The organism is Aminobacter sp. DSM 101952 (assembly GCF_001424795.1).
GTDB lineage: Bacteria > Pseudomonadota > Alphaproteobacteria > Rhizobiales > Rhizobiaceae > Aminobacter > Aminobacter aganoensis.
The window spans coordinates 78,686-98,105 of record NZ_LMCL01000002.1 but is presented as its reverse complement, the minus strand read 5'-3'; the positions used below and the strand labels follow the sequence as shown (position 1 = coordinate 98,105).

The following is a 19,420-nucleotide window of genomic DNA, read 5'->3' as shown; positions in this document are numbered from 1 at the left end:
TCGTCAGGTGGCGACAGAGCCGAAACGGCTGGAGACTCAGGGACCATGAAAAAATCACTTCTTCTCGGCACGGCCGGCATCGCCGTCGCCTTTGCCATGCTGGCTTTCGGCCTGGCCGGCAATCCCGGCACCGCGCATGCCCAGGACGCAGCGCAGCCGGCGGCAACCGGAGCCGGCAACCTCGACAAGAAGCAGGTCGAGACGATCGTTCGCGAATACCTGCTCGACAATCCCGAACTGCTGCTCGAGATGCAGGGCGCGCTCGAAGCCAAGCAGAAGGAAGAGCAGCGCGTCGCCAGCCTCGAGGTCATCAAGCAGAGTAAGGACGAGCTCTTCAACTCGCCATTCGACGGCATCGTCGGCAACCCCGACGGCAAGACCACCATCGTCGAGTTCTACGACTACAATTGCGGCTACTGCAAACGCGCCCAGGCCGACATGCACGCGCTGACCAAGGCCAATCCGGACCTGCGCTTCGTGCTCAAGGAGTTCCCGATCCTCGGACCGGACTCCCAGAAGGCCCACGTCGTTTCGATGGCCTTCCGCAAGCTGATGCCCGAAAAATACGGCGAATTCCACGACAAGCTGCTCGGCGGCGAAGGCCGCGCCGGCGAGGAACATGCCATCAAGGTCGCGCTGGAGCTCGGCGCCGACGAGGCCAAGCTGCGCGAAGCGATGAAGGATCCGGCCATCAGCGAGGCCTTAAACCGCACCTACGAACTCGCCAACAAGCTGCAGATCAGCGGCACGCCGTCCTATGTCGTCGGCAACGAGGTCGTCTTCGGCGCGCTCGGCCAGGAAGTTCTGGCCGAGAAGATCGCCGCCGCCGCGGCTTGCCAGGCCGATTCAACCTGCTGAGCCCGTCATTTGGGCATGAGCCGTTGTGGACAGCGCAAGAAGTTGCTTGCGCTCTTTCCGCGACGGCTTATGCCGATTATAGAGGGTCCGCCGCGCCAGAGAGGATCTGGCGGGTGGAAAGGTCTGTAATTTGAAAACGGTTTACGTCCTCAACGGTCCGAACCTTAACATGCTGGGCAAGCGCGAGCCCGGCATCTATGGCGGCAAGACCCTGGCCGACATCGAAGCCGACTGCCGGGCGGCAGCAGCTTCGCTCCGCCTTGCGGTCGAATTCCGCCAGACGAACCATGAAGGCGTTCTGGTCGACTGGATTCACGAGGCGGGCGAAAAAGCCGTCGGCATCGTGCTCAATGCAGGCGCCTACACCCACACCTCGATCGCATTGCAGGACGCAATCCGTGCCGTCTCGCCGCTGCCGGTCGCCGAGGTACATCTTTCCAACATCCACGCCCGCGAAGCCTTCCGCCACAAATCAATGGTGGCGCCGGTGGCCGTGGGCATGATCTGCGGCTTCGGGCCGCTCGGATACACGCTGGCGCTGCAGGCGCTGGCAGCCCGGCTCTGACCGGCAACAGACAGAAAAGGTTTGAACATGGCGACGAAGAAGACCGATGGTGTTGACCAGCAGCTCGTCCGCGACCTCGCAGGAATCCTGAACGACACCAACCTGACCGAGATCGAAGTCGAGCTCGGCGACCTCAAGGTGCGCGTCTCGCGCCAGGCAGCGCAGGCCGTGCATGCGGTCGCGGCCCCGATGATGGCGGCACCCGTGGCGGTCAATTCGACGCCGGTGGCCGCGGTCGCCGCACCTGCGGTCGTCGATGTCGCCAAGAACGCCGTCCCCTCGCCGATGGTCGGCACTGCCTATCTCGCGCCGTCGCCGGATGCCAAGCCGTTCGTCGAAATCGGCACCGTGGTCAAGGAAGGCCAGACGCTGCTGATCATCGAAGCGATGAAGACGATGAACCAGATTCCGTCGCCGCGCTCCGGTACGGTCAAGGCGATCCTCATCGAAGACGCGCAGCCTGTCGAATACGGCATGCCGCTCGTCGTCGTCGAGTAAGCCGGAAGGCTGCGCGCATGTTCCAGAAAATCCTGATCGCCAATCGCGGCGAAATCGCCCTTAGAGTGCTGCGCGCGGCCAAGGAGCTCGGCATCCAGACGGTTGCCGTCCACTCCACCGCCGACGCCGACGCCATGCATGTGCGCCTCGCCGACGAGAGCGTCTGCATCGGCCCGCCGCCGTCGCGCGACAGCTATCTCAACATCCACCAGATCGTGGCTGCCTGCGAGATCACCGGCGCTGACGCCGTCCATCCCGGCTACGGCTTCCTGTCGGAAAACGCCAAGTTCGCCGACATCCTGGCGGCCCACAACATCACCTTCATCGGTCCCTCGGGCGACCACATCCGCATCATGGGCGACAAGATCGAAGCCAAGCGCACCGCCAAGCGCCTCGGCATCCCGGTCGTGCCGGGTTCGGAAGGTGCGGTCAGCGACGAGAAGGAAGCCAAGCGCGTAGCCGCCGAGATCGGCTATCCGGTCATCATCAAGGCCTCGGCCGGCGGCGGTGGCCGCGGCATGAAGGTCGCGCTCACCGAGGCCGATCTTGAGATCGCGCTGGCGACGGCGCGCTCCGAAGCCGGTGCCGCCTTCGGCGACGACGCCGTCTACATCGAAAAGTACCTGCAGAAGCCGCGCCACATCGAAGTCCAGATCTTTGGCGACGGCGCCGGCAAGGGCGTGCATCTCGGCGAACGCGACTGCTCGCTGCAGCGCCGCCACCAGAAGGTCTGGGAAGAAGCCAATTCGCCCGCCCTCAATAGCGAAGAGCGTTCGCGCATCGGCGACATCTGCGCCAATGCGGTGGCCAATCTCGGCTATTCCGGCGCCGGCACGATCGAGTTTCTCTACGAGAACGGCGAGTTCTATTTCATCGAGATGAACACCCGCCTGCAGGTGGAACACACGATCACCGAGGCGATCACCGGCATCGACCTCGTGCACGAGCAGATCCGTGTCGCCTCGGGCGGCGGCCTGTCGGTCACGCAGAACGACATCCGTTTCCACGGCCATGCCATCGAATGCCGCATCAACGCCGAGGATCCGCGCACCTTCGTGCCGTCGCCCGGCACGATCACGCATTTCCACACCCCCGGCGGCCTCGGCATCCGCGTCGATTCGGGCGTCTATTCCGGCTACCGGATCCCGCCCTACTACGACAGCCTGATCGGCAAGCTGATCGTGCACGGCCGCAACCGCGTCGAATGCATGATGCGTCTCAGGCGCGCGCTCGACGAATTCGTGGTAGATGGTATCAAGACGACGTTGCCTCTGTTCCGTGAACTCGTTGGCAACCCTGATATTGCAAATGGCGACTACGACATCCACTGGTTGGAAAAGCACCTCGCGAAAGGCGAGTAGACAGGGGGGCGAATGACGCGCCCCTATGCGCCCGGCTACAGCATACCCACGGACCTTCTGCTGAAGGCCTATGCGTCGGGCGTCTTTCCCATGGCCGAAAGCGCGTCGGATCCGGAGGTCTTCTGGGTCCGGCCCGAGACGCGCGGCATCATTCCCTTCGATGGCTTCCACGTGCCGCACAGCCTCGCCAAGACGATCCGGCAAGGCCATTTCGAGGTGCGTTTCGACAGCGACTTCGAGGCGACGATCGATGCCTGCGCCGAACGGCGCGCTGGGCGCCTGTCGACCTGGATCAACGCGCCGATCCGCGAGGCCTACACCCATCTCCACCGCATCGGCCACGCGCACTCGGTGGAAGCCTGGCGCGATGGCGAGCTTGTCGGCGGCCTCTATGGCGTGTCGCTGGGCCGTGCCTTCTTCGGCGAAAGCATGTTCTCGCGCGAGAAGGATGCGTCGAAGGTCTGTCTCGTGCGCCTGGTCGAGCGGCTCCAGGCACGCGGTTTCCTGCTGCTCGACACGCAGTTCACGACCGACCATCTCAAGCGTTTCGGCGCGGTCGACGTGCCGCGCGACAAATATGAAAAGATGCTGGCCAAGGCGCTGGTCGGCGAGGCCTCTTTCGCCCCCTGAAAGCCGTTATTTTGCAGCCTTTCCGTCCTGCGGTTCGGTCGGCGTATGGGCGTGGAACATCATCTTCCAGCCCTGGAGGCGGTGGACGTAGCCGGTGCTGACAAGCGCCGAATAAGGCTCGCCATTCTCGCGTATCGCCTTGGCGTGATAGGTCAGCATGACGATGTCGCTGCCCGGCTCGACGATGCCTTCAACCTGCATTTCCAGATTTCGCCAGCGACTGGGCTTCGTCGCGGTGGCCGCCAGTTCGGCATTGCTCATAACGCATGCCATCTCGGGGAATGCCACAAGACACTCCCTGTCGGCGTTCTCGGCAAAGAACTCCTGATCGCCGGTCCAGAATTCGCGCTCGAGTTCGAGGAGTTCGTCACGGTTGACGGTCACGGCATCATCCTCCGCTGTCGTTGCTCGTCACGACAAACGTCAGGCAGCGGATGCGGTTCCGACAAAGATCAGTTGGTCTTGGCAGCTTCCGGCGCCGGCACGTCCGACTTCTGCTTGCAGGCCTTCAGCCAGACGTCATAGACAGCGTGCTCGACGGCGTTGAGGCCCGGGCTCTCGGCGAACATCCAGCCGGTGAAGATGCGCCTGATCTTGCGGTCGAGCGTGATCTCGTCGACCTCGACGAAGGAGTCCGTCTTCGGCTCCTCGTTCTCCGGCCTGGAGTAGCAGACGCGCGGCGTCACCTGCAGCGCACCGAACTGCACGGTCTCGTCGACATAGACGTCGAAGGTGATGATGCGGCCGGTGATCTTGTCGATGCCGGCGAACTCGGCGATCGGGTTCTTGATGCGTTGCGGCTGCGCTGCGGCCTGCGGCGCCGGCTGAGCCTGGCTCGGGGCCGGCTGGCCTTCTCCGGGCAAGGGCTCGATGTCGATTGCCGGCAAGTCATCGCCCTGCTCGACCTGCTGGTCGAGTGGCAGGCGCTCGATGCTGTCCTGGGCCGTTGCCTGACCAAGGCCGGCGCACAGGGCCACAGCAGCAAGCAGGGCTTTCGCCTTCGATCGTCCGCTCGACGGAACCCGGCCAGGAAGTGTCATACAGTCGTTACCGCCGTTGCGCCCGGAGTGTTGTGCACTCGGTGATTCCCAATGCGCCAAGGCTAAACGCCTGACACCCATGGGCAAGCAGTTAGCCGCCAATTGTGGCGACAAATGTCCGCGCCGAAGAGCTGTCGCCTTACGAGCCGGGGGTCCAGGCGTCGTAGTCGCCGGTAACCTGCGGGCGATGCGTGTTGCCGAGCACCGAGCCCTTGGGACGGTAGGCGCCGGAGGTGCCGGTGAGATTGGGCTGGTGCCCCTTCTGCCACTCGCGTGGAATGTACTTGTCCTGCGACGGCGCCACGTCGACGCGGTGATGCATCCAGCCGTGCCAGCCGGGCGGAATCATCGACGCTTCCGAAACGCCGTTGTAGATCACCCAGCGGCGCGTGCGGCCCTCGGAATCCTTGCCGCCTTCGTAGTAGACGTTGCCGAATTCGTCCTGGCCCACCTTGGTGCCTTTGCGCCAGGTATGCAGGCGCGTGCCAAGGGTCTGGCCGTTCCACCAGGTGAAAAACTGGACAAGGAATTTCTTCATCGGATCCTCGCGGCAGGCGCGTCGAAAGTCTCCTGCTTATGGCGTCAGGCTCGCGCGAAGGCAAGTGTATAGAACGTGCAACTTGCCTCCTGCGACGATTGGCAGGCGATCAATCACAACCTACTGTCGTCTCAGGCGTCAGATGGGACGGCGACACATGCCCTTCATGCAAATCGTTGAATTGCTGAGCATGCTGGTGACGATCTTCGGCCTGCCGCTCGCCATCTTCATATTCGTCTACGAACAGCGCAAGGAGCGGGTCAACGAGGAGGAAGAGATCTACCAGATGCTCTCCGACGGCTACACCAGCTTCCTCACCCTGTCGCTCCAGCATTCCGACCTCAGGCTGCAGTCCGAAAAGGCCACGCTCGACCTTGACGACGAGCAGCGCGACCGCTTGCTGGCGATGTTCGCCATCCTCATCGCATTGTTCGAGCGCGCCTATCTGGTTGCCTACGAACCCGATATGCCGGAGCGCCGGAGGCGCCGCTGGAGCTCGTGGGAGGACTTCATGCGCGAATGGTGCCGGCGCGAGGATTTCCGCCACGCCCTGCCCCAGCTGCTGCCCGGCGAAGACCCGGAATTCGCCGTCTACATCCGCAGGTTGGCCCAGGAAGAAGCGGCTCGCAACCTGGCGTGACGGCGGCTTCATCTCGCACGTGCTCACACCTTGATCTCGCACTTGCAAAAATATTAGCCGGTCCGTAATGGACTCTGGCCCAATGCGGGCTCACGGACTGGCTTAGGCCGGTGCCGGCCGAGGGAGGAAAAGACATGGCTTCTGACGCGCCTGTGGCTGGCCGCCGCATCACGCCCGCCGAGTTGTCGGCCCGCAAGGGTGGCGACCCCATCGTCTGCCTCACCGCCTATACCTATCCCATCGCCCGCCTGCTCGACCCGCATGTCGACCTGCTGCTCATCGGCGACAGCGTCGCCATGGTCCTGCACGGCCATCCGAACACGCTTGGGGCGACGATGGACATGATGGTCGCCCACGGCCAGGCGGTGATGCGCGGTTCGAGCCGCGCCTGCGTCGTCGTCGACATGCCGGCCGGCAGCTACGAGGATACAGTCGAAAACGCCGTCGCCTGCGCCAGGCGCCTGGTCGACGAGACCGGCTGCGATGCGGTCAAGCTGGAAGGCGGCGTGGCCATTGCCGCGCAGATCGCGGCCATCGTCGCCGCCGGCATCCCGGTGATGGGCCATATCGGGCTGCTGCCGCAGTCGGTCGAAAAAGAAGGCGGCTACAAGATCAAGGGCCGCTCGGAGGCCAATGCCGAACTGCTCTATGCCGATGCCAGGGCTGTCGAAGCCGCCGGCGCGTTTTCGGTGGTCATCGAGGGCACGGTGGAGCCGGTGGCCACGGAGATCACCCGGCGCATCTCGATCCCGACCATCGGCATCGGCGCCAGCGACAAGTGCGACGGCCAGGTCCTGGTCATCGACGACGCCATCGGCCTCACCGTCGACCGGGTGCCCAAGTTCGTCAAGGAATATGCCCTTTTGCGCGACACGGTATCCAAGGCCGCGGCAGACTATGCGAGGGATGTCCGCAGCCGCGCCTTTCCCGGGCCGGAACACCTGTTTTCACTGAGCAAGGACAAGGCATGACTTCCGTCGTCGAAACCATCGCCGCCCTCCGCGCCCAGGTGCAGGCCTGGCGTGCCGAGGGTCTCAAGGTCGCGCTGGTGCCGACCATGGGTGCCCTGCATGACGGCCACGTCTCGCTGATGCGCGCGGCGCTTGAGCGCGCCGACCGCTGCATCGTCTCGATCTTCGTCAATCCGCGCCAGTTCGCACCGACCGAAGACCTCGACAAATATCCGCGCCAGCTGGCGCTCGACCTCGAAAAGCTCGACCACGCGGGAGTCCACCTCGCCTTCACGCCGGGCGTCGACGAGGTCTATCCGCAAGGCTTCGCCACGGCGATCTCGGTGGGCGGCCCCTCTGCCGGGCTCGAAACCGACTTCCGCCCGGCCTTCTTCGACGGCGTCGCCACAGTCGTCGGCAAGCTGTTCATCCAGGCGGCCCCAGACCTCGCCGTCTTCGGCGAGAAGGACTACCAGCAGCTTTGCGTGGTCAAGAAGCTGTGCCGCGATCTCGACCTGCCGGTCGAGGTGCTCGGTTCACCGACGATCCGCGATGCCGAAGGCCTCGCGATGTCGTCGCGCAACGCCTATCTCAGCGCAGCCGAACTCGACATGGCGCGCCAGCTCAACAAGGTGCTGCGCAAGGCTGCGACCGCCCTCGAAGACGGTGCAGACGAGGCGTCGACGATGGCCAGCGCCCGTCAGGCGATCCTTGCTGCCGGGTTCGACGTCGTCGACTATGTCGAGGCACGGGAAAGCGTGACGCTGGCACCATGGCGCAAGGACCGCGACGGCCGCGTGCTGATCGCGGCGCGGCTCGGCAAGACACGGCTGATCGACAATGTCGAGGTCGCAGCGCGGTAGGCGCTTCCACCCTCCCCCTTGAGGGGAGGGTCGCGGAACGGGAGCTGCGCAGCAGCTCGCGTGACGCGGGGTGGGGGTACCAACACGCGATAGCTGGCCGGAATATTCGATCCCACCCCGCTCCGCTTCGCGGATCGACCCTCCCCACAAAGGGAAGGGTAGAGCTGTCTCAGCCAAGCACCTTCTCGAAGATCAGCGCCGGAATGCCGGACTGTCCGGTTCCGCAGTTATCGGTGTCGCCGACGCGCTCGAAGCCATTCGCCTTGTAGAAGGCGACAGCGCCGGCATTCGCCTGTTCCACTTCAAGGCGCAAGGTCCGGGCCTCGGGAAAGCATTGCTCGACCTCGTCGAGCAGCATCCTGCCGATACCGGCGCGCTGATTGGCAGGGCGCACGTAAAGCTGGTGCAGCATCACCACCTTGGCGTCGCTTGTTGCCGCAGCATATGCCATGCCGGCGATCTTCTTGCCGTCGTCGGCAACCAGGAACTCGGAATTCGGCTTGGTCAGCCGCGCCTTGAGCGAGGCCAGCGAGTGCCATTCCGTAGTGATCTCGTCGACACGCTGGGCGCCGTAGATCGCGTCATAGGTCGCATGCCACGTCTCGGCGAGCAGCGCCTTGATCGTCTCAAGGTCGCGCTCGCTCGCCGTGCGTACGAACATCTCTATTCCTCGATGCCGAGCTTGGCCTTGACGAGGTCGTTGACGGCCTGCGGATTGGCCTTGCCGCCTGTCGCCTTCATCACCTGGCCGACGAACCAGCCGGCCATGGTCGGCTTGGCGCGAGCCTGATCGGCCTTGTCGGGGTTGGCGGCAATGACGTCGTCGACAGCCTTCTCGATGGCGCCGGTGTCGGTGACCTGCTTCATGCCGCGGCTTTCGACCAGCTCGCGCGGATCGCCGCCCTCGTTCCAGACGATCTCGAACAGGTCCTTGGCGATCTTGCCGGAAATCGTGCCTTCCTTGATCAGGTCGATGACGGCGCCGAGCTGGTCCGGCGTAACAGGGGCGTTCTCGATGTCCTTGCCGGCCTTGTTCAAGGCACCCAGCAGGTCGTTGATGACCCAGTTGGCGGCAAGCTTGCCGTCGCGGCCGGCTGCCACCTTCTCGAAATAGTCGGCAATCGACTTTTCCGAGACCAGGATCGAGGCGTCATAGACCGACAGGCCGAGCGCCTTGACCAGGCGGTCCTTCTTATCGTCGGGCAGTTCGACGAGGTCCTTGGCGAGTTCGTCGACATAGGCCTGGTCGAATTCGAGCGGCAGAAGGTCCGGATCGGGGAAGTAGCGGTAGTCGTGCGCCTCTTCCTTGGAGCGCATCGAGCGCGTCTCGCCCTTGTTGGGGTCGAACAGGCGGGTCTCCTGGTCGATCTTGCCGCCGTCCTCGATAATGGCGATCTGGCGACGCGCCTCGTATTCGATGGCCTGGCCGACGAAGCGGATCGAGTTGACGTTCTTGATCTCGCAGCGAGTGCCAAACTCGCTGCCGGGACGGCGCACCGAGACGTTGACGTCGGCGCGCATCGAGCCTTCGTCCATGTTGCCGTCGCAGGTGCCGAGATAGCGCACGATGGTGCGCAGCTTGGTGACATAGGCCTTGGCCTCGTCGGCCGAGCGCATGTCGGGCTTGGAAACGATCTCCATCAGCGCCACGCCAGAGCGGTTGAGGTCGACGTAGGACATCGTCGGGTGCTGGTCGTGGATCGACTTGCCGGCATCCTGCTCCAGATGCAGGCGCTCGATGCCGATCTCGATGTCCTCGAACTCGCCCTTGCGGTCGGGACCGACCGAAATGGTCATCGTGCCCTCGCCGACGATCGGCTGCTTGAACTGCGAGATCTGGTAGCCCTGCGGCAGGTCGGGATAGAAATAGTTCTTGCGGTCAAAGACCGACTTGAGGTTGATCTGCGCCTTCAGGCCAAGGCCGGTGCGGATCGCCTGGCGCACGCATTCCTCGTTGATGACGGGCAGCATGCCGGGCATCGCCGCATCGACAAGACTGACATTGGCGTTGGGTTCGGCGCCGAAAGCCGTCGAAGCGCCTGAGAACAGCTTTGCCTCCGACGTCACCTGGGCATGGACCTCCAGGCCGATGATGACTTCCCAGTCACCGGTGGCACCGGGAATGAGACGCTTGGCGTCGGGCGTGCGGGTGTCGATGATGCTCATGGTAATCCGAATACGTCCGTGTCTGTTTTGTCGCCTGTCGGCGAACGACAAATCGTCCCGTTTCGCTAGATCAATCGTTGCCCCGTTGCAACTGTCGCCTGCCCATAAGACGACAAAGCCGCGCCCCGGCTGGCATCCTGGGCGCAATCTGGCTATATCAGTGCCATCCCGATGGAGTTTGGATGTTCACCTCGTCTGAGTCCCGCTAAGGCCCCGACCTTCTCCTGAAGGCGGGGCGTGAAAACCAGAAACCCCGTGCCGTGAGCGATCGCGGCTGCGGCTTTTTGTTTTGGCCGTTCAGCTCAGTTGGCTGTCTGGCCAGGTTTTCCAGGACTCATCCAGACATGAACATATCGCGCATAGAGCAGCGCATCCTGCACCTGCTCGCCCAGGGCGGGCGGATCGAAATCGAAAAAGACGACAACAACAAGATCGAAGCGGTGATGTGCCTCACCCGCGATGGCTGGCAATATCCGGACTTCGATCTCGATCTCTTCAGGAAGCTGAAGCGAAGGAAGGCTGTCGCCTCGTCGCAAGGCGGGCCGTACCGCATCACCAGGGTCGGCCTGAAACTGGTGCGCCCCGAGCTCGACAACAGGTAGCGCAAAGTCGCCGGATCCGCGTCAAAAGCGGGTCCGGCGCTATTTTCGCCGCCTTCAGGCGGTGGCGATGTAGGCCTTGATCTCCTCCGCCTCGCGCTCGACATCCTCGATGCGGCGCTTGACGACGTCGCCGATGGAGACGATGCCGTAGAGATAGCCGTCGCGCTCGACGGGCAGATGGCGGAAGCGGCCAACGGTCATGATCTCCATCACCTGGTTGACCGTGTGGTTTTCGTTGCAGATCTTGACCTTGGGGGTCATCACTTCGCGCACCGTCTTTTCAAGGGCGGCACCGCCTTCCTTGCCGATGATGCGGACGACGTCGCGCTCCGAAAGGATGCCGACGATCTTGCGGTCGCCATTGGTGACGACAAGAGCGCCGATACGATGTTCGGCAAGGATACTGACCGCCTCCGACAACTGCACGTTGGGCCCAATGGTAAAAACGTCATGGCCCTTCCGCTCAAGAATAGCCTTCACTGTCATCGGGTCCTCCTGCTGCTGTCGGTCTGCGTAAACACTCCATGCGGCCCATGGAGCCAAGTGCATGGTGCTCTGCATTAGTCAGCATTTCAAGTACAACGCACTCAGGCGTATTTTGGTCCGCGGTCAAAAAACCGGATGCCCAGGAACCCCGCCAGGAACCCGCCGATATGCGCCTCCCAGGCGATCTGGCTATCGTCGCCGGGGGCAAGACCGACCAGGCCGGTGACGAGGTTGACCACCATCCAGACCGCCAGGAACGTCACCGTCGCGCGCGACCGGAACACATCGCGGATCGGCAGCGGCGCACCGGCGAAGGCCGGCTTGCCGTGCGATCGGTCGATCTGGAAGCTGAAGCGCGCGGCGGCACCCATCATGCCCGAAATGGCACCCGACGCACCGACCAGCGGCGCCTGGTCGAGGGGGTGGAGCACGTAGTGCAGCGCCACCGCAGCGAGCGTGGTCACCGCAAAGAAGATGCAGAACCGCAGGACGCCGAGCCGGTTCGCCAAAGGCGAGCCAAAGGCCGCGAGCCAGACCATGTTGATGATCAGATGAGCAAAGCCGCCATGCAAGAAGGCGTATGTCAGCGGCGTGGTGAAGGCATAGACATCGATATCGAACTGGCCGGAATAGCGGATCGGGATGAAGGCCGCGCGGATCAGCAGCCAGAGATCCTGGTCGAGGCTGAGCAGGTAGACACGCACCAGGTGGATGGCGACGCAGATGCCGATGACGGCCACGACAACCGGCGGCAGGTTGAACACCGGTTCGCGCCGCGAAGGCAGTTGCTCGTCCATGTCGCGGGTATTGTCGATGGGACTTGGCTGTTCGCTCATGCGCCTCTGATCCGGGTCTCTTCGGGCGGGTGGGCCCGGACCCCATCTAGAACAGCCGAGCTGAAAGCGCAAAAAAGAAAGCCGCCCAGGGTTTCCCCTGGACGGCTGGTCGAGCCCCCCTGCCCGTCCCCAATAAACCTTTGACTGAAGTGCTGCCGGCCGCGGCTAAGCGGCCACTTCATGGAGTGACTTGAACATCTCACGGATGGTCCCGGCCGGCAACGTAAACCCTTTGTTAACCTTACCGACCCCCAAGCGTTAACAACTGTTACTGTGACTGGCACGCGTCCTGCTCCGCGCCTCATGTAGTCCTCAAGATTGAAGCGATTCTGTCCTCGGATGGCACATCAGGCACGGAAGCGCTCGGAGCGGAGCAATATGAAACAGAAAGGATCGCTGGCACTGTTCCAATACTGGAACCGCCTTCGCGACGGCAGACCCGCACCCAAACGCACGGAGGTCGAACCGGCCGACATCAAGGGCCTGCTTGCCGACACTTTCATCCTCGAGCGCGACGCCCGCGGCGAAGCGGTCTTCCGCCTCGCCGGTACAAGGCTCTGCGCCACCTTCGGCCGCGAGCTCAAGGGCTTTTCGTTCCCCTCGCTGTGGCGCCAAAAGGACCAGCGGCTGATGGCCCGCCTCGCCTATGGCGTGTTCCAGCAGAAATCGGTGGTCGTCATCACGTTCGAGGGCTTCACCTCGAACCGGCGCGCCACGACCTTCGAGATGCTGCTTTTGCCGCTCGACGGAGGCATAGAGAACCCGCGCAGCCTGGGCGTGCTGTCCAGCGTCGAGCGGCCGTTCTGGCTCGGTTCCGACCCGCTCACCGACGCCTCGATCGAAAGCGTGCGCGTCGTCGATCCGGACCTCGAGCCGATGTTCCTCAAGAACCGCCCGGCCGTCACCGTGCCGTCGCTCGCGCCGAGCGATTCTGCCCTGGAAGGCGAGCAGAACCCGCTCGACGGTGCCCGCCGCATCCGCCATCTGTTCGTTCTCGAAGGCGGACGCGAGGAATAGCGTCAGCAACCTCACGCAACGGTAGAAAACTACGCGTTTTGTTAACCTCTCCGGCGGTATTTTTCCAGAATAGCTCCCCGAAGCTGTTCGATAGGAGCCTGCGGATATGAGGTTAGCATGAGGCCAGCGGCGATGGACTACGCGCCGTCACGGGCGGAGCGGCGGAATTTCCAGCGCGTCCGCGTGAAGATCTATGGCCGCTTCATGCTCGAGGATCGCACCGAGCATGCCGGCCAGGTGGTCGACATGTCGCCCGGCAACGTCGCCTTCCGCTCCGACCGCTCGGGCATGCCGGGCGAAAAGGTGATCGCCTATATCGACCACATCGGCCGCGTCGAAGGCGTCGTCACCCGCACCTTGTCGGACGGTTTTGCCATGACCGTTATCGCGTCGGACCGCAAGAAGGACAAGCTGGCGGCACAGCTCACCTGGCTCGCCAACAAGCATGAGCTCGACCTGCCCGAGGACCGCCGCCACGAACGCGTGGCGCCGCGCAACCCGGTCAGCGTGCTGCAGCTCATCGACGGCCGGCAATATCCCTGCCGCATCATCGACCTTTCGCTTTCAGGCGCAGCCGTCGAGATCGAGGTCAAGCCGGCGATCGGCGTCCAGGTGACGCTCGGCACCATGCGCGGCCAGATCGTCCGCCATTTCGAGGACGGCGTCGCCATCGAGTTCGCCGTCGTCCAGCGCCCGGAATCGCTGGATTCGGAATTTAACCGGCCGCGCACCTGACGGCCGGCCGCCGACCAAGGCTTTCCACACAACAGGATATCGCCCGGACTGCCCCGGCAGGCCGAGCTATTGCGCTTGGCCCGAACCGAAACCGGGCAACATGCATCCCGATGCCTTGCTCCGGCGCTTGCATGGCAGTTCCGCGAACAAGGCAGTTCCACGAGACTGAATGCAAAGGCGCGACTGCGTGGCTGTTCCACGCCAGGACAACTGAACGTTGGACCGCGGTGCCTATAGCTCGACTGCGGCATGAATCCTCGGAGCTCCGCCACGTCATCCACACGCAAACATCCCGCTCCAAACTCGACAGCCGCGCCAACTCGATAAAATTGTAATCAAATTTTCTGCAAGTTTTATTATTATTCTATTCTTTGTTTATGAGAGTTCTCTCCGGTTTTTACTCAACATCTACTTCGCTGTTTTGCGTGAAATAAATCCGCGCCTGTCATTGTCTCCTCAAACGGGGAGACTACAAAATGTTCAAGCGTCGGGGATGGCTTCTTCTTCTGGCCGCGACACTTCAGGCCGGCGCCATTGGCGGCGCGCTTGCCGCGCCGGTGGCCATGCAGACCAACGGCCGCACCACGCAGCCCGTCGGCCATTATGAGCTGTGCAAGCGCTCGCCGATCGAATGCAGCGAAAAGACCGCCAGTAGCGCCCCCGTCGAACTGACCCGCAGCCTGTGGAAAGAGATCGTCGCGATCAACGACGAGGTCAACACCGCGGTCGCTCCACGCACCGACATGGAGATGTGGGGCCAGGAGGAAGTCTGGTCCTACCCGACCACGGGCGCCGGCGACTGCGAAGACTATGTCCTGGAGAAGCGCCGCCGCCTGATGTCCCTGGGCGTTCCGGCCGGCAACCTGCTCATCACCGTCGCGCGCCAGCCGAACGGCGAGGGCCACGCCGTGCTGACAGTGCGCACCAACCTCGGCGAGTTCGTGCTCGACAATCTCGACACCCAGGTCATGGCCTGGAACGAGACGCCCTACACCTATCTCAAGCGCCAGTCCGAACGGAATTCGGGCGTCTGGATTGCCATCAACGATGGCCGCGCCGACGCGGTCGCGTCGGTTCGCTAGGTTCTGCAGCGCCGCGCGTCCCTGGGGCACATGGGACGTCGCGACACTTTGAAACGGCGCATGATCGGTTCCGATGTTTCGGGATCATGCGCAGCGAGAAACCCGGTCGCGTCCCCACCCTCCCCGTCCCCAACGACCGGGTCTAGGAGCCGGCCCAAGTCCCCGGGCCGGCTCCGCCTTTTCCGACTGAAACGGATAGTCACATGGCTCAGGCGACCGCGGTAGAACTCAGGAAACGACTTCGATCCCTCGATGAATTCCGAGCCGAGGACCGGCTTGGCAAGATCCACCGCCGCAAACCGTGGAAGATCGTGATCTTGGTAGGCCTGCTGCTCGCAATGTCCTTCGCCGCCGGCTACCTAGCCTAATCCGCGATCTTCGTGAGCCCGGCATCGAAGCGGCGCTGGTTGGCAACGTAGTCGGTGGCGGATTTCCCGAGGCGCTCCGCAGCGGCATCGTCGAGTGTACGAATGACCTTGGCGGGGGAGCCGACGATCAGCGAATTGTCCGGAAATTCCTTGCCTTCGGTCACCAGCGCACCTGCCCCCACCAGGCAGTTCCTGCCGATCTTCGCGCCATTGAGCACGATCGCGCCCATGCCGATCAGCGAATTGTCGCCGATGGTGCAGCCGTGCAGGATGGCGCGGTGGCCGATGGTGCATCCCTCGCCGATGGTCAGCGGGAAGCCCGGGTCGGTGTGCATCACCGTGTGCTCCTGAACATTGGAGCGCGCACCGATGGTGATCGTCTCGCGGTCGCCGCGAATGGCCGCGCCGAACCAGATGCCGACATCGCGCCCGATCCTGACATCGCCGACAACCGCAGCATCCGGCGCAATCCAGTTGCTGGGCCGATCCTCGAACTCCGGTTCGACCCCGTCGAGTGCGTAAAGCGGCATCGTCAAAATCCTCATCCGTTGGTGGCGCGCAACCTATTTAGGGACCGCCCGCAAGGCAAGCGCGCGACATGCGCTTAACGCGCCGTTAACCATGCTCGCGCAATGTCGGATGAATATCAGGCCCATGGATGGCAAGACTTGCGACCTGGTCGCAGCGACATCCAACCGCGCAGATCCGGATGGCCGGCACCCTGGAGACGACGAATGAAACAAGAGGCAGCTGAAAGCTCCGGTTTCGAAATCGTCGATTCGGCGCTGATGATGAAGGTCTTCTGCGGCTTGGCCGTCCTGGCTGCGCTGTCGCTGGCGATCAGCTTCGGCGGCCGCTGGTTCGGCCACACCATCGCCATGGCCGGTTACACCGACGACATGACGACGCGCGAGATCGTCATCGGCAACGACGTCATTGCGGCTCCCGCCAATACGATCCGCTTCGAAAAAGCCCGTCGCGACGGCGTGGCCAGCCGCCTCGACCTCTACCTGCGCTGGCCCGAACTGGACGGCTACAGCGAAGCTGCGCGTCCGGCCTTCAACAATCTCGACGGCAACAAGCGCATCATCTTCGTGAGCCTCGAGCCCCGCGTGATGACGCGCGACATGAGCGGGCGGCTTGCGCCGATCTACAACGCGCTCACCGTCAAGCCAGGCGTTCCCGGCCCCGAGGGCATGACGTTGTTCGGCTTCAGCGAGACGTCCGGCTATCTCAACGAGGTGCTGGCGGTTGCAGCGCGCAGCGGCGAACCGGCCTTTGTCGCCCGTTGCCTCAATGGCACCGAAGCTGACGAATCCCTGGCACCTTGCGAACGCGACGTCTTCGTCGGCAACGGCCTGAGCATGACCTACCGGTTTCCGCGGGAGCTTTTGGGAGACTGGCGTGCGCTGGATGCGACGATCGTCGCCAAGGCCAATGCCATGCTGCACGTCGAATGACGCCACGCGTCAAGCGCGCGGCGTCAGGCTTGATCAACGATCAGGCTAGGTCGATGTCGAGGATCGCCATCGAGAAATTGTAGTCGCCATCGTCTTCGTCCTTGAAGACGATGCCGAGGAATTCGTCACCAATATAGACTTCGGCCGAGTCGTCCTTGCGCGGACGCGCCTTGACCTGAAGCGTGGGGTTCTGGAACTGGCGCTTGAAATAGGCGTCGAGTTTTCGGATTTCTTCCGGCTTCAACTGGCTTCTCCGGCTTGTCGTTAAGAGACGCGCTTCTGACACGCCAAGCATGGCCCTGTAAAGGCAAGGCTTGGCTTACTCCCGCGCAAATCGCGTCCAGCGCCGTCATCAGCGCCGGCGTCCGACCTCAGATGTCGAAGCTGACGACATGGTCCATGGTCTGCGACGGCAACAGCTGGTCCATCTGGCTCGACGGCCGGTCGCAGCCGGTTTCGCCGACGACGCGCGCGGGCACGCCTGCCACCGTCTTGTTGTGCGGAACCGGCGACAGCACCACCGAGCCGGCCGCGATCTTCGAGCAATGGCCGACCTCGATATTGCCGAGGATCTTGGCGCCGGCGCCGATCAGCACGCCATAGCGGATCTTGGGATGGCGATCGCCGCCGGCCTTGCCGGTGCCGCCCAGCGTCACGCCGTGCAGGATCGAGACATCGTCCTCGATGACGGCGGTCTCGCCGACGACCAGCCCGGTGGCATGGTCGATGAAGATGCCCTTGCCCATGCGCGCCGCCGGGTTGATGTCGGTCTGGAACACCGAAGACGAGCGGCTCTGGAGGTAGAGCGCAAAATCCTTGCGGCCGCGGTTCCACAGCCAGTGCGCCAGGCGATGCGTCTGGATGGCGTGGAAACCCTTGAAATACAGCACCGGCATCAGATAGCGGTCGCAGGCCGGGTCGCGGTCGTAATAGGCCTGGATGTCGGTGCGAACGGTGTCGCTCCAGTCCGGGCTGTCCTCGAGCATGGCATCGAATGTCTGGCGAATGAGATCGGCGCCGAGATCCTGATGCGCCAGCCGCTCGGCCAGGCGATGGATCACCGCCTCCTCCAGCGTGTCCTGGTTGAGGATCGTGGCATAGAGGAACGCCGCCAGCAGCGGATCGCCCGCCACCGCGTCCGTCGCCTCGTCGCGCACCGACTTCCAGATCGGGTCAACCGGCTTCACCGAGCTCGGGCGCGCTGCGGATATGGTGTTCATCGACGTCTCCGTTCACTGCCGGCTTGTGCAATGCCGCGTCGGACATATAAGCCACATGCTAGCACGATTGAACTCAATTTTCCTTAGTGCTCGTTCAGATGGATTTGGTTCACGGATATTCAAGGCGCCATGGAAACTGAACCCTTACTGGTCACAACGAACGATGGCGTAGCGACCATCGTCATCAACCGCTCCGCGCGCAAGAATGCCGTAACCCAGGCGATGTGGGTCGATCTGGCCGCTCGCGTGAACGCATTTTCGGCCGATCCCGACGCCAGGGTCATCGTTCTGCGCGGTGCCGGCGACGATTTTTCCGCCGGCGCCGACATCGGCGAATTCGACACGCTGCGCGGCACCGCCGAAAGCGCGCGCGCCTACGAGGCGACCAATTCTGCAGCCTTCGCCGCCCTGCGCAACTGCGCCATTCCAGTCATCGCCGCGATCCGCGGCATCTGCTTCGGCGGCGGTTTCGGCCTTGCGGCCGCCTGCGACCTGCGCATCGCCACGGCTGACGCGCGGTTCGCGGTGCCGGCGGCGCGCCTGGGCCTCGCTTATCCGCAGGATGCCATGGGCGACATCGTCTGGGCCGCGGGCCCGCAAATGGCCCGCTACCTCACCTACACCGCCGGGCGCATCGACGCGCGGGCGGCACTTGGCGCGGGTTTCCTGCTTGAAATCGTCGAGGCCGACCGGTTCGACACGCGCATCAGCGAGATCGCCCGCACCATTTCCGAGAACGCGCCGCTGTCGGTACGGGCCTCCAAGGCTGCCATCCGCGCCGCACTCAGCCACGATGCCGACGAAGCCGCCCTTGCCCAGGCCGTCGGCGACACCACCTTCGTCAGTACTGACTATGCCGAGGGCCGCGCGGCCTTCCACGCCCGTCGCACGCCTGTGTTCAGAGGGCGATGACATGTCACTGATCGACGAGGGCACGAAGGCCGAACTGATCAGGCTCTACGAGGCCAAGGATCGCCACTATCACGGCATCCGCCACATCGAGGCGCTGCTCGCGCTGCTTGAGGCGCATCGTGCCGCGTTCGCCGACCCCGACGCAGTCGAGGCAGCCATCTGGTTCCACGATGCGATCTACGACAGCCGCCGCAAGGACAACGAGGCATTGAGCGCCGCCCTCGCCGCCGGCAAGCTGAAAGAGCAGGTCGACGCGCCTCGCCTCGCCCGCATCGTCACGATGATCGAAGCCACCGCCACGCATGAGGTGCCGACCTTCGAGGATACGTCCGCAAGGAACGATGCCGCCCTGCTGCTCGACATGGACCTGTCGATCCTAGGTGCACCGCCGGCAACGTTCGACGCCTACGAGGCGAACGTCAGGCGCGAGTACGCCTGGGTCAGCGAGGCCGACTGGCGCGCCGGCCGCGCTGCCGTGCTGCGCAATTTCCTGGCCCGGCCACGCATCTTCCACACCGACATTTTCGTGGCGCGCTTCGAGGCGCAGGCACGGGAAAACATGGAACGGTCGCTGGAAGCGCTAAGCGCTTAGT

The 19,420-nt window shown here is 63.6% G+C and carries 26 protein-coding genes; 16 read left to right on the top strand and 10 right to left on the bottom strand.

Annotation, left to right across the window (positions count from 1 at the left end):
- Positions 1-45: 45 nt before the first annotated feature.
- From ASC75_RS03985 to aat, 5 genes are all read left to right on the top strand, one after another.
- Positions 46-858 carry a DsbA family protein gene (locus ASC75_RS03985; RefSeq protein WP_055970745.1) on the top strand — a complete coding sequence of 271 codons (813 nt, stop codon included), beginning with the start codon at positions 46-48 and terminating at the stop codon, positions 856-858.
- A 130-nt stretch (positions 859-988) separates the two neighbouring features.
- Positions 989-1,423, top strand: a complete 435-nt coding sequence (aroQ, locus tag ASC75_RS03980) for a type II 3-dehydroquinate dehydratase (protein WP_055970743.1) — start codon at positions 989-991, stop codon at positions 1,421-1,423.
- Positions 1,424-1,450: 27 nt separating this feature from the next.
- A complete protein-coding gene (gene accB, locus ASC75_RS03975) occupies positions 1,451-1,921 on the top strand; it encodes an acetyl-CoA carboxylase biotin carboxyl carrier protein (RefSeq protein ID WP_055970742.1) in 471 nt (156 codons plus the stop codon).
- A 17-nt stretch (positions 1,922-1,938) separates the two neighbouring features.
- Complete coding sequence (accC, locus tag ASC75_RS03970; protein WP_055970741.1) at positions 1,939-3,282, top strand: acetyl-CoA carboxylase biotin carboxylase subunit; 1,344 nt, start codon at positions 1,939-1,941, stop codon at positions 3,280-3,282.
- A 12-nt stretch (positions 3,283-3,294) separates the two neighbouring features.
- Positions 3,295-3,912 (top strand): leucyl/phenylalanyl-tRNA--protein transferase, encoded by a 618-nt coding sequence (gene aat / locus ASC75_RS03965; protein ID WP_055970738.1) that lies wholly within the window; start codon positions 3,295-3,297, stop codon positions 3,910-3,912.
- Positions 3,913-3,918: 6 nt separating this feature from the next.
- Here the strand turns inward: aat and ASC75_RS03960 are convergent, their stop codons facing one another.
- The 3 genes from ASC75_RS03960 to ASC75_RS03950 form a co-directional block, all read right to left on the bottom strand.
- Entirely contained in the window at positions 3,919-4,296 is a 378-nt protein-coding gene (locus ASC75_RS03960) for a hypothetical protein (RefSeq protein ID WP_055970736.1), read from the bottom strand.
- Between the two features lie 68 nt (positions 4,297-4,364).
- Positions 4,365-4,775 carry a DUF2155 domain-containing protein gene (locus tag ASC75_RS03955; protein ID WP_244487753.1) on the bottom strand — a complete coding sequence of 137 codons (411 nt, stop codon included), beginning with the start codon at positions 4,773-4,775 and terminating at the stop codon, positions 4,365-4,367.
- A gap of 316 nt (positions 4,776-5,091) precedes the next feature.
- Positions 5,092-5,490 (bottom strand): NADH:ubiquinone oxidoreductase subunit NDUFA12, encoded by a 399-nt coding sequence (locus tag ASC75_RS03950; RefSeq protein ID WP_055970734.1) that lies wholly within the window; start codon positions 5,488-5,490, stop codon positions 5,092-5,094.
- A 157-nt stretch (positions 5,491-5,647) separates the two neighbouring features.
- Here ASC75_RS03950 and ASC75_RS03945 point away from each other — a divergent pair, with 157 nt between their 5' ends.
- The 3 genes from ASC75_RS03945 (at position 5,648) to panC (ending at position 7,943) form a co-directional block, all read left to right on the top strand.
- On the top strand, positions 5,648-6,130 hold the full coding sequence (locus ASC75_RS03945) for a hypothetical protein (protein WP_055970733.1): 483 nt from the start codon (positions 5,648-5,650) through the stop codon (positions 6,128-6,130).
- Between the two features lie 134 nt (positions 6,131-6,264).
- Entirely contained in the window at positions 6,265-7,101 is an 837-nt protein-coding gene (panB, locus tag ASC75_RS03940; protein ID WP_055970731.1) for a 3-methyl-2-oxobutanoate hydroxymethyltransferase, read from the top strand.
- Complete coding sequence (gene panC / locus ASC75_RS03935; protein ID WP_055970729.1) at positions 7,098-7,943, top strand: pantoate--beta-alanine ligase; 846 nt, start codon at positions 7,098-7,100, stop codon at positions 7,941-7,943. The genes panB and panC overlap by 4 nt, the downstream gene beginning before the upstream one ends.
- Positions 7,944-8,112: 169 nt before the next feature.
- Here the strand turns inward: panC and ASC75_RS03930 are convergent, their stop codons facing one another.
- Together ASC75_RS03930 and gatB are read right to left on the bottom strand one after the other, a co-directional pair.
- Positions 8,113-8,604, bottom strand: a complete 492-nt coding sequence (locus tag ASC75_RS03930) for a GNAT family N-acetyltransferase (RefSeq protein ID WP_055970727.1) — start codon at positions 8,602-8,604, stop codon at positions 8,113-8,115.
- 2 nt (positions 8,605-8,606) lie between these two features.
- A complete protein-coding gene (gene gatB / locus ASC75_RS03925; protein ID WP_055970726.1) occupies positions 8,607-10,109 on the bottom strand; it encodes an Asp-tRNA(Asn)/Glu-tRNA(Gln) amidotransferase subunit GatB in 1,503 nt (500 codons plus the stop codon).
- A 344-nt stretch (positions 10,110-10,453) separates the two neighbouring features.
- On the opposite strand from gatB, the gene ASC75_RS03920 reads away from it, so the two are divergent.
- Positions 10,454-10,711 carry a YjhX family toxin gene (locus ASC75_RS03920; protein ID WP_055970724.1) on the top strand — a complete coding sequence of 86 codons (258 nt, stop codon included), beginning with the start codon at positions 10,454-10,456 and terminating at the stop codon, positions 10,709-10,711.
- A 54-nt stretch (positions 10,712-10,765) separates the two neighbouring features.
- Here the strand turns inward: ASC75_RS03920 and ASC75_RS03915 are convergent, their stop codons facing one another.
- Positions 10,766-11,197, bottom strand: a complete 432-nt coding sequence (locus tag ASC75_RS03915) for a CBS domain-containing protein (RefSeq protein WP_055970721.1) — start codon at positions 11,195-11,197, stop codon at positions 10,766-10,768.
- A gap of 101 nt (positions 11,198-11,298) precedes the next feature.
- The gene (locus tag ASC75_RS03910) at positions 11,299-12,033 is read right to left on the bottom strand and encodes a rhomboid family intramembrane serine protease (protein ID WP_055970719.1); all 735 of its coding nucleotides are present in this window, start codon (positions 12,031-12,033) and stop codon (positions 11,299-11,301) included.
- Positions 12,034-12,411: 378 nt separating this feature from the next.
- Here ASC75_RS03910 and ASC75_RS03905 point away from each other — a divergent pair, with 378 nt between their 5' ends.
- The 4 genes from ASC75_RS03905 (at position 12,412) to ASC75_RS25830 (ending at position 15,235) form a co-directional block, all read left to right on the top strand.
- Positions 12,412-13,050: a PAS domain-containing protein gene (locus ASC75_RS03905; protein ID WP_055970717.1), complete on the top strand. Its 639-nt coding sequence runs from the start codon at positions 12,412-12,414 to the stop codon at positions 13,048-13,050.
- Between the two features lie 117 nt (positions 13,051-13,167).
- On the top strand, positions 13,168-13,785 hold the full coding sequence (locus ASC75_RS03900; RefSeq protein WP_055970715.1) for a PilZ domain-containing protein: 618 nt from the start codon (positions 13,168-13,170) through the stop codon (positions 13,783-13,785).
- A gap of 563 nt (positions 13,786-14,348) precedes the next feature.
- Positions 14,349-14,867, top strand: coding sequence for a transglutaminase-like cysteine peptidase (locus ASC75_RS03895; RefSeq protein WP_244487752.1), 519 nt, complete (start codon positions 14,349-14,351; stop codon positions 14,865-14,867).
- A 203-nt stretch (positions 14,868-15,070) separates the two neighbouring features.
- The gene (locus tag ASC75_RS25830) at positions 15,071-15,235 is read left to right on the top strand and encodes a hypothetical protein (protein WP_156381098.1); all 165 of its coding nucleotides are present in this window, start codon (positions 15,071-15,073) and stop codon (positions 15,233-15,235) included.
- On the opposite strand, the gene ASC75_RS03890 is transcribed toward ASC75_RS25830, so the two are convergent.
- Complete coding sequence (locus ASC75_RS03890) at positions 15,232-15,765, bottom strand: gamma carbonic anhydrase family protein (RefSeq protein ID WP_055970712.1); 534 nt, start codon at positions 15,763-15,765, stop codon at positions 15,232-15,234. The two genes, ASC75_RS25830 and ASC75_RS03890, sit on opposite strands and share 4 nt — an antisense overlap.
- 204 nt (positions 15,766-15,969) lie before the next feature.
- Here ASC75_RS03890 and ASC75_RS03885 point away from each other — a divergent pair, with 204 nt between their 5' ends.
- Positions 15,970-16,695, top strand: a complete 726-nt coding sequence (locus ASC75_RS03885) for a hypothetical protein (RefSeq protein ID WP_055970711.1) — start codon at positions 15,970-15,972, stop codon at positions 16,693-16,695.
- A gap of 40 nt (positions 16,696-16,735) precedes the next feature.
- On the opposite strand, the gene ASC75_RS03880 is transcribed toward ASC75_RS03885, so the two are convergent.
- Both ASC75_RS03880 and cysE read right to left on the bottom strand, forming a co-directional pair.
- Entirely contained in the window at positions 16,736-16,939 is a 204-nt protein-coding gene (locus tag ASC75_RS03880; protein ID WP_055970710.1) for a DUF3126 family protein, read from the bottom strand.
- A gap of 127 nt (positions 16,940-17,066) precedes the next feature.
- Entirely contained in the window at positions 17,067-17,915 is an 849-nt protein-coding gene (gene cysE, locus ASC75_RS03875; protein WP_055970709.1) for a serine O-acetyltransferase, read from the bottom strand.
- A 129-nt stretch (positions 17,916-18,044) separates the two neighbouring features.
- Here cysE and ASC75_RS03870 point away from each other — a divergent pair, with 129 nt between their 5' ends.
- Both ASC75_RS03870 and ASC75_RS03865 read left to right on the top strand, forming a co-directional pair.
- Entirely contained in the window at positions 18,045-18,827 is a 783-nt protein-coding gene (locus ASC75_RS03870) for an enoyl-CoA hydratase-related protein (RefSeq protein WP_055970708.1), read from the top strand.
- Position 18,828: 1 nt separating this feature from the next.
- Positions 18,829-19,419, top strand: coding sequence for a hypothetical protein (locus tag ASC75_RS03865; RefSeq protein WP_055970707.1), 591 nt, complete (start codon positions 18,829-18,831; stop codon positions 19,417-19,419).
- Position 19,420 lies beyond the last annotated feature (1 nt).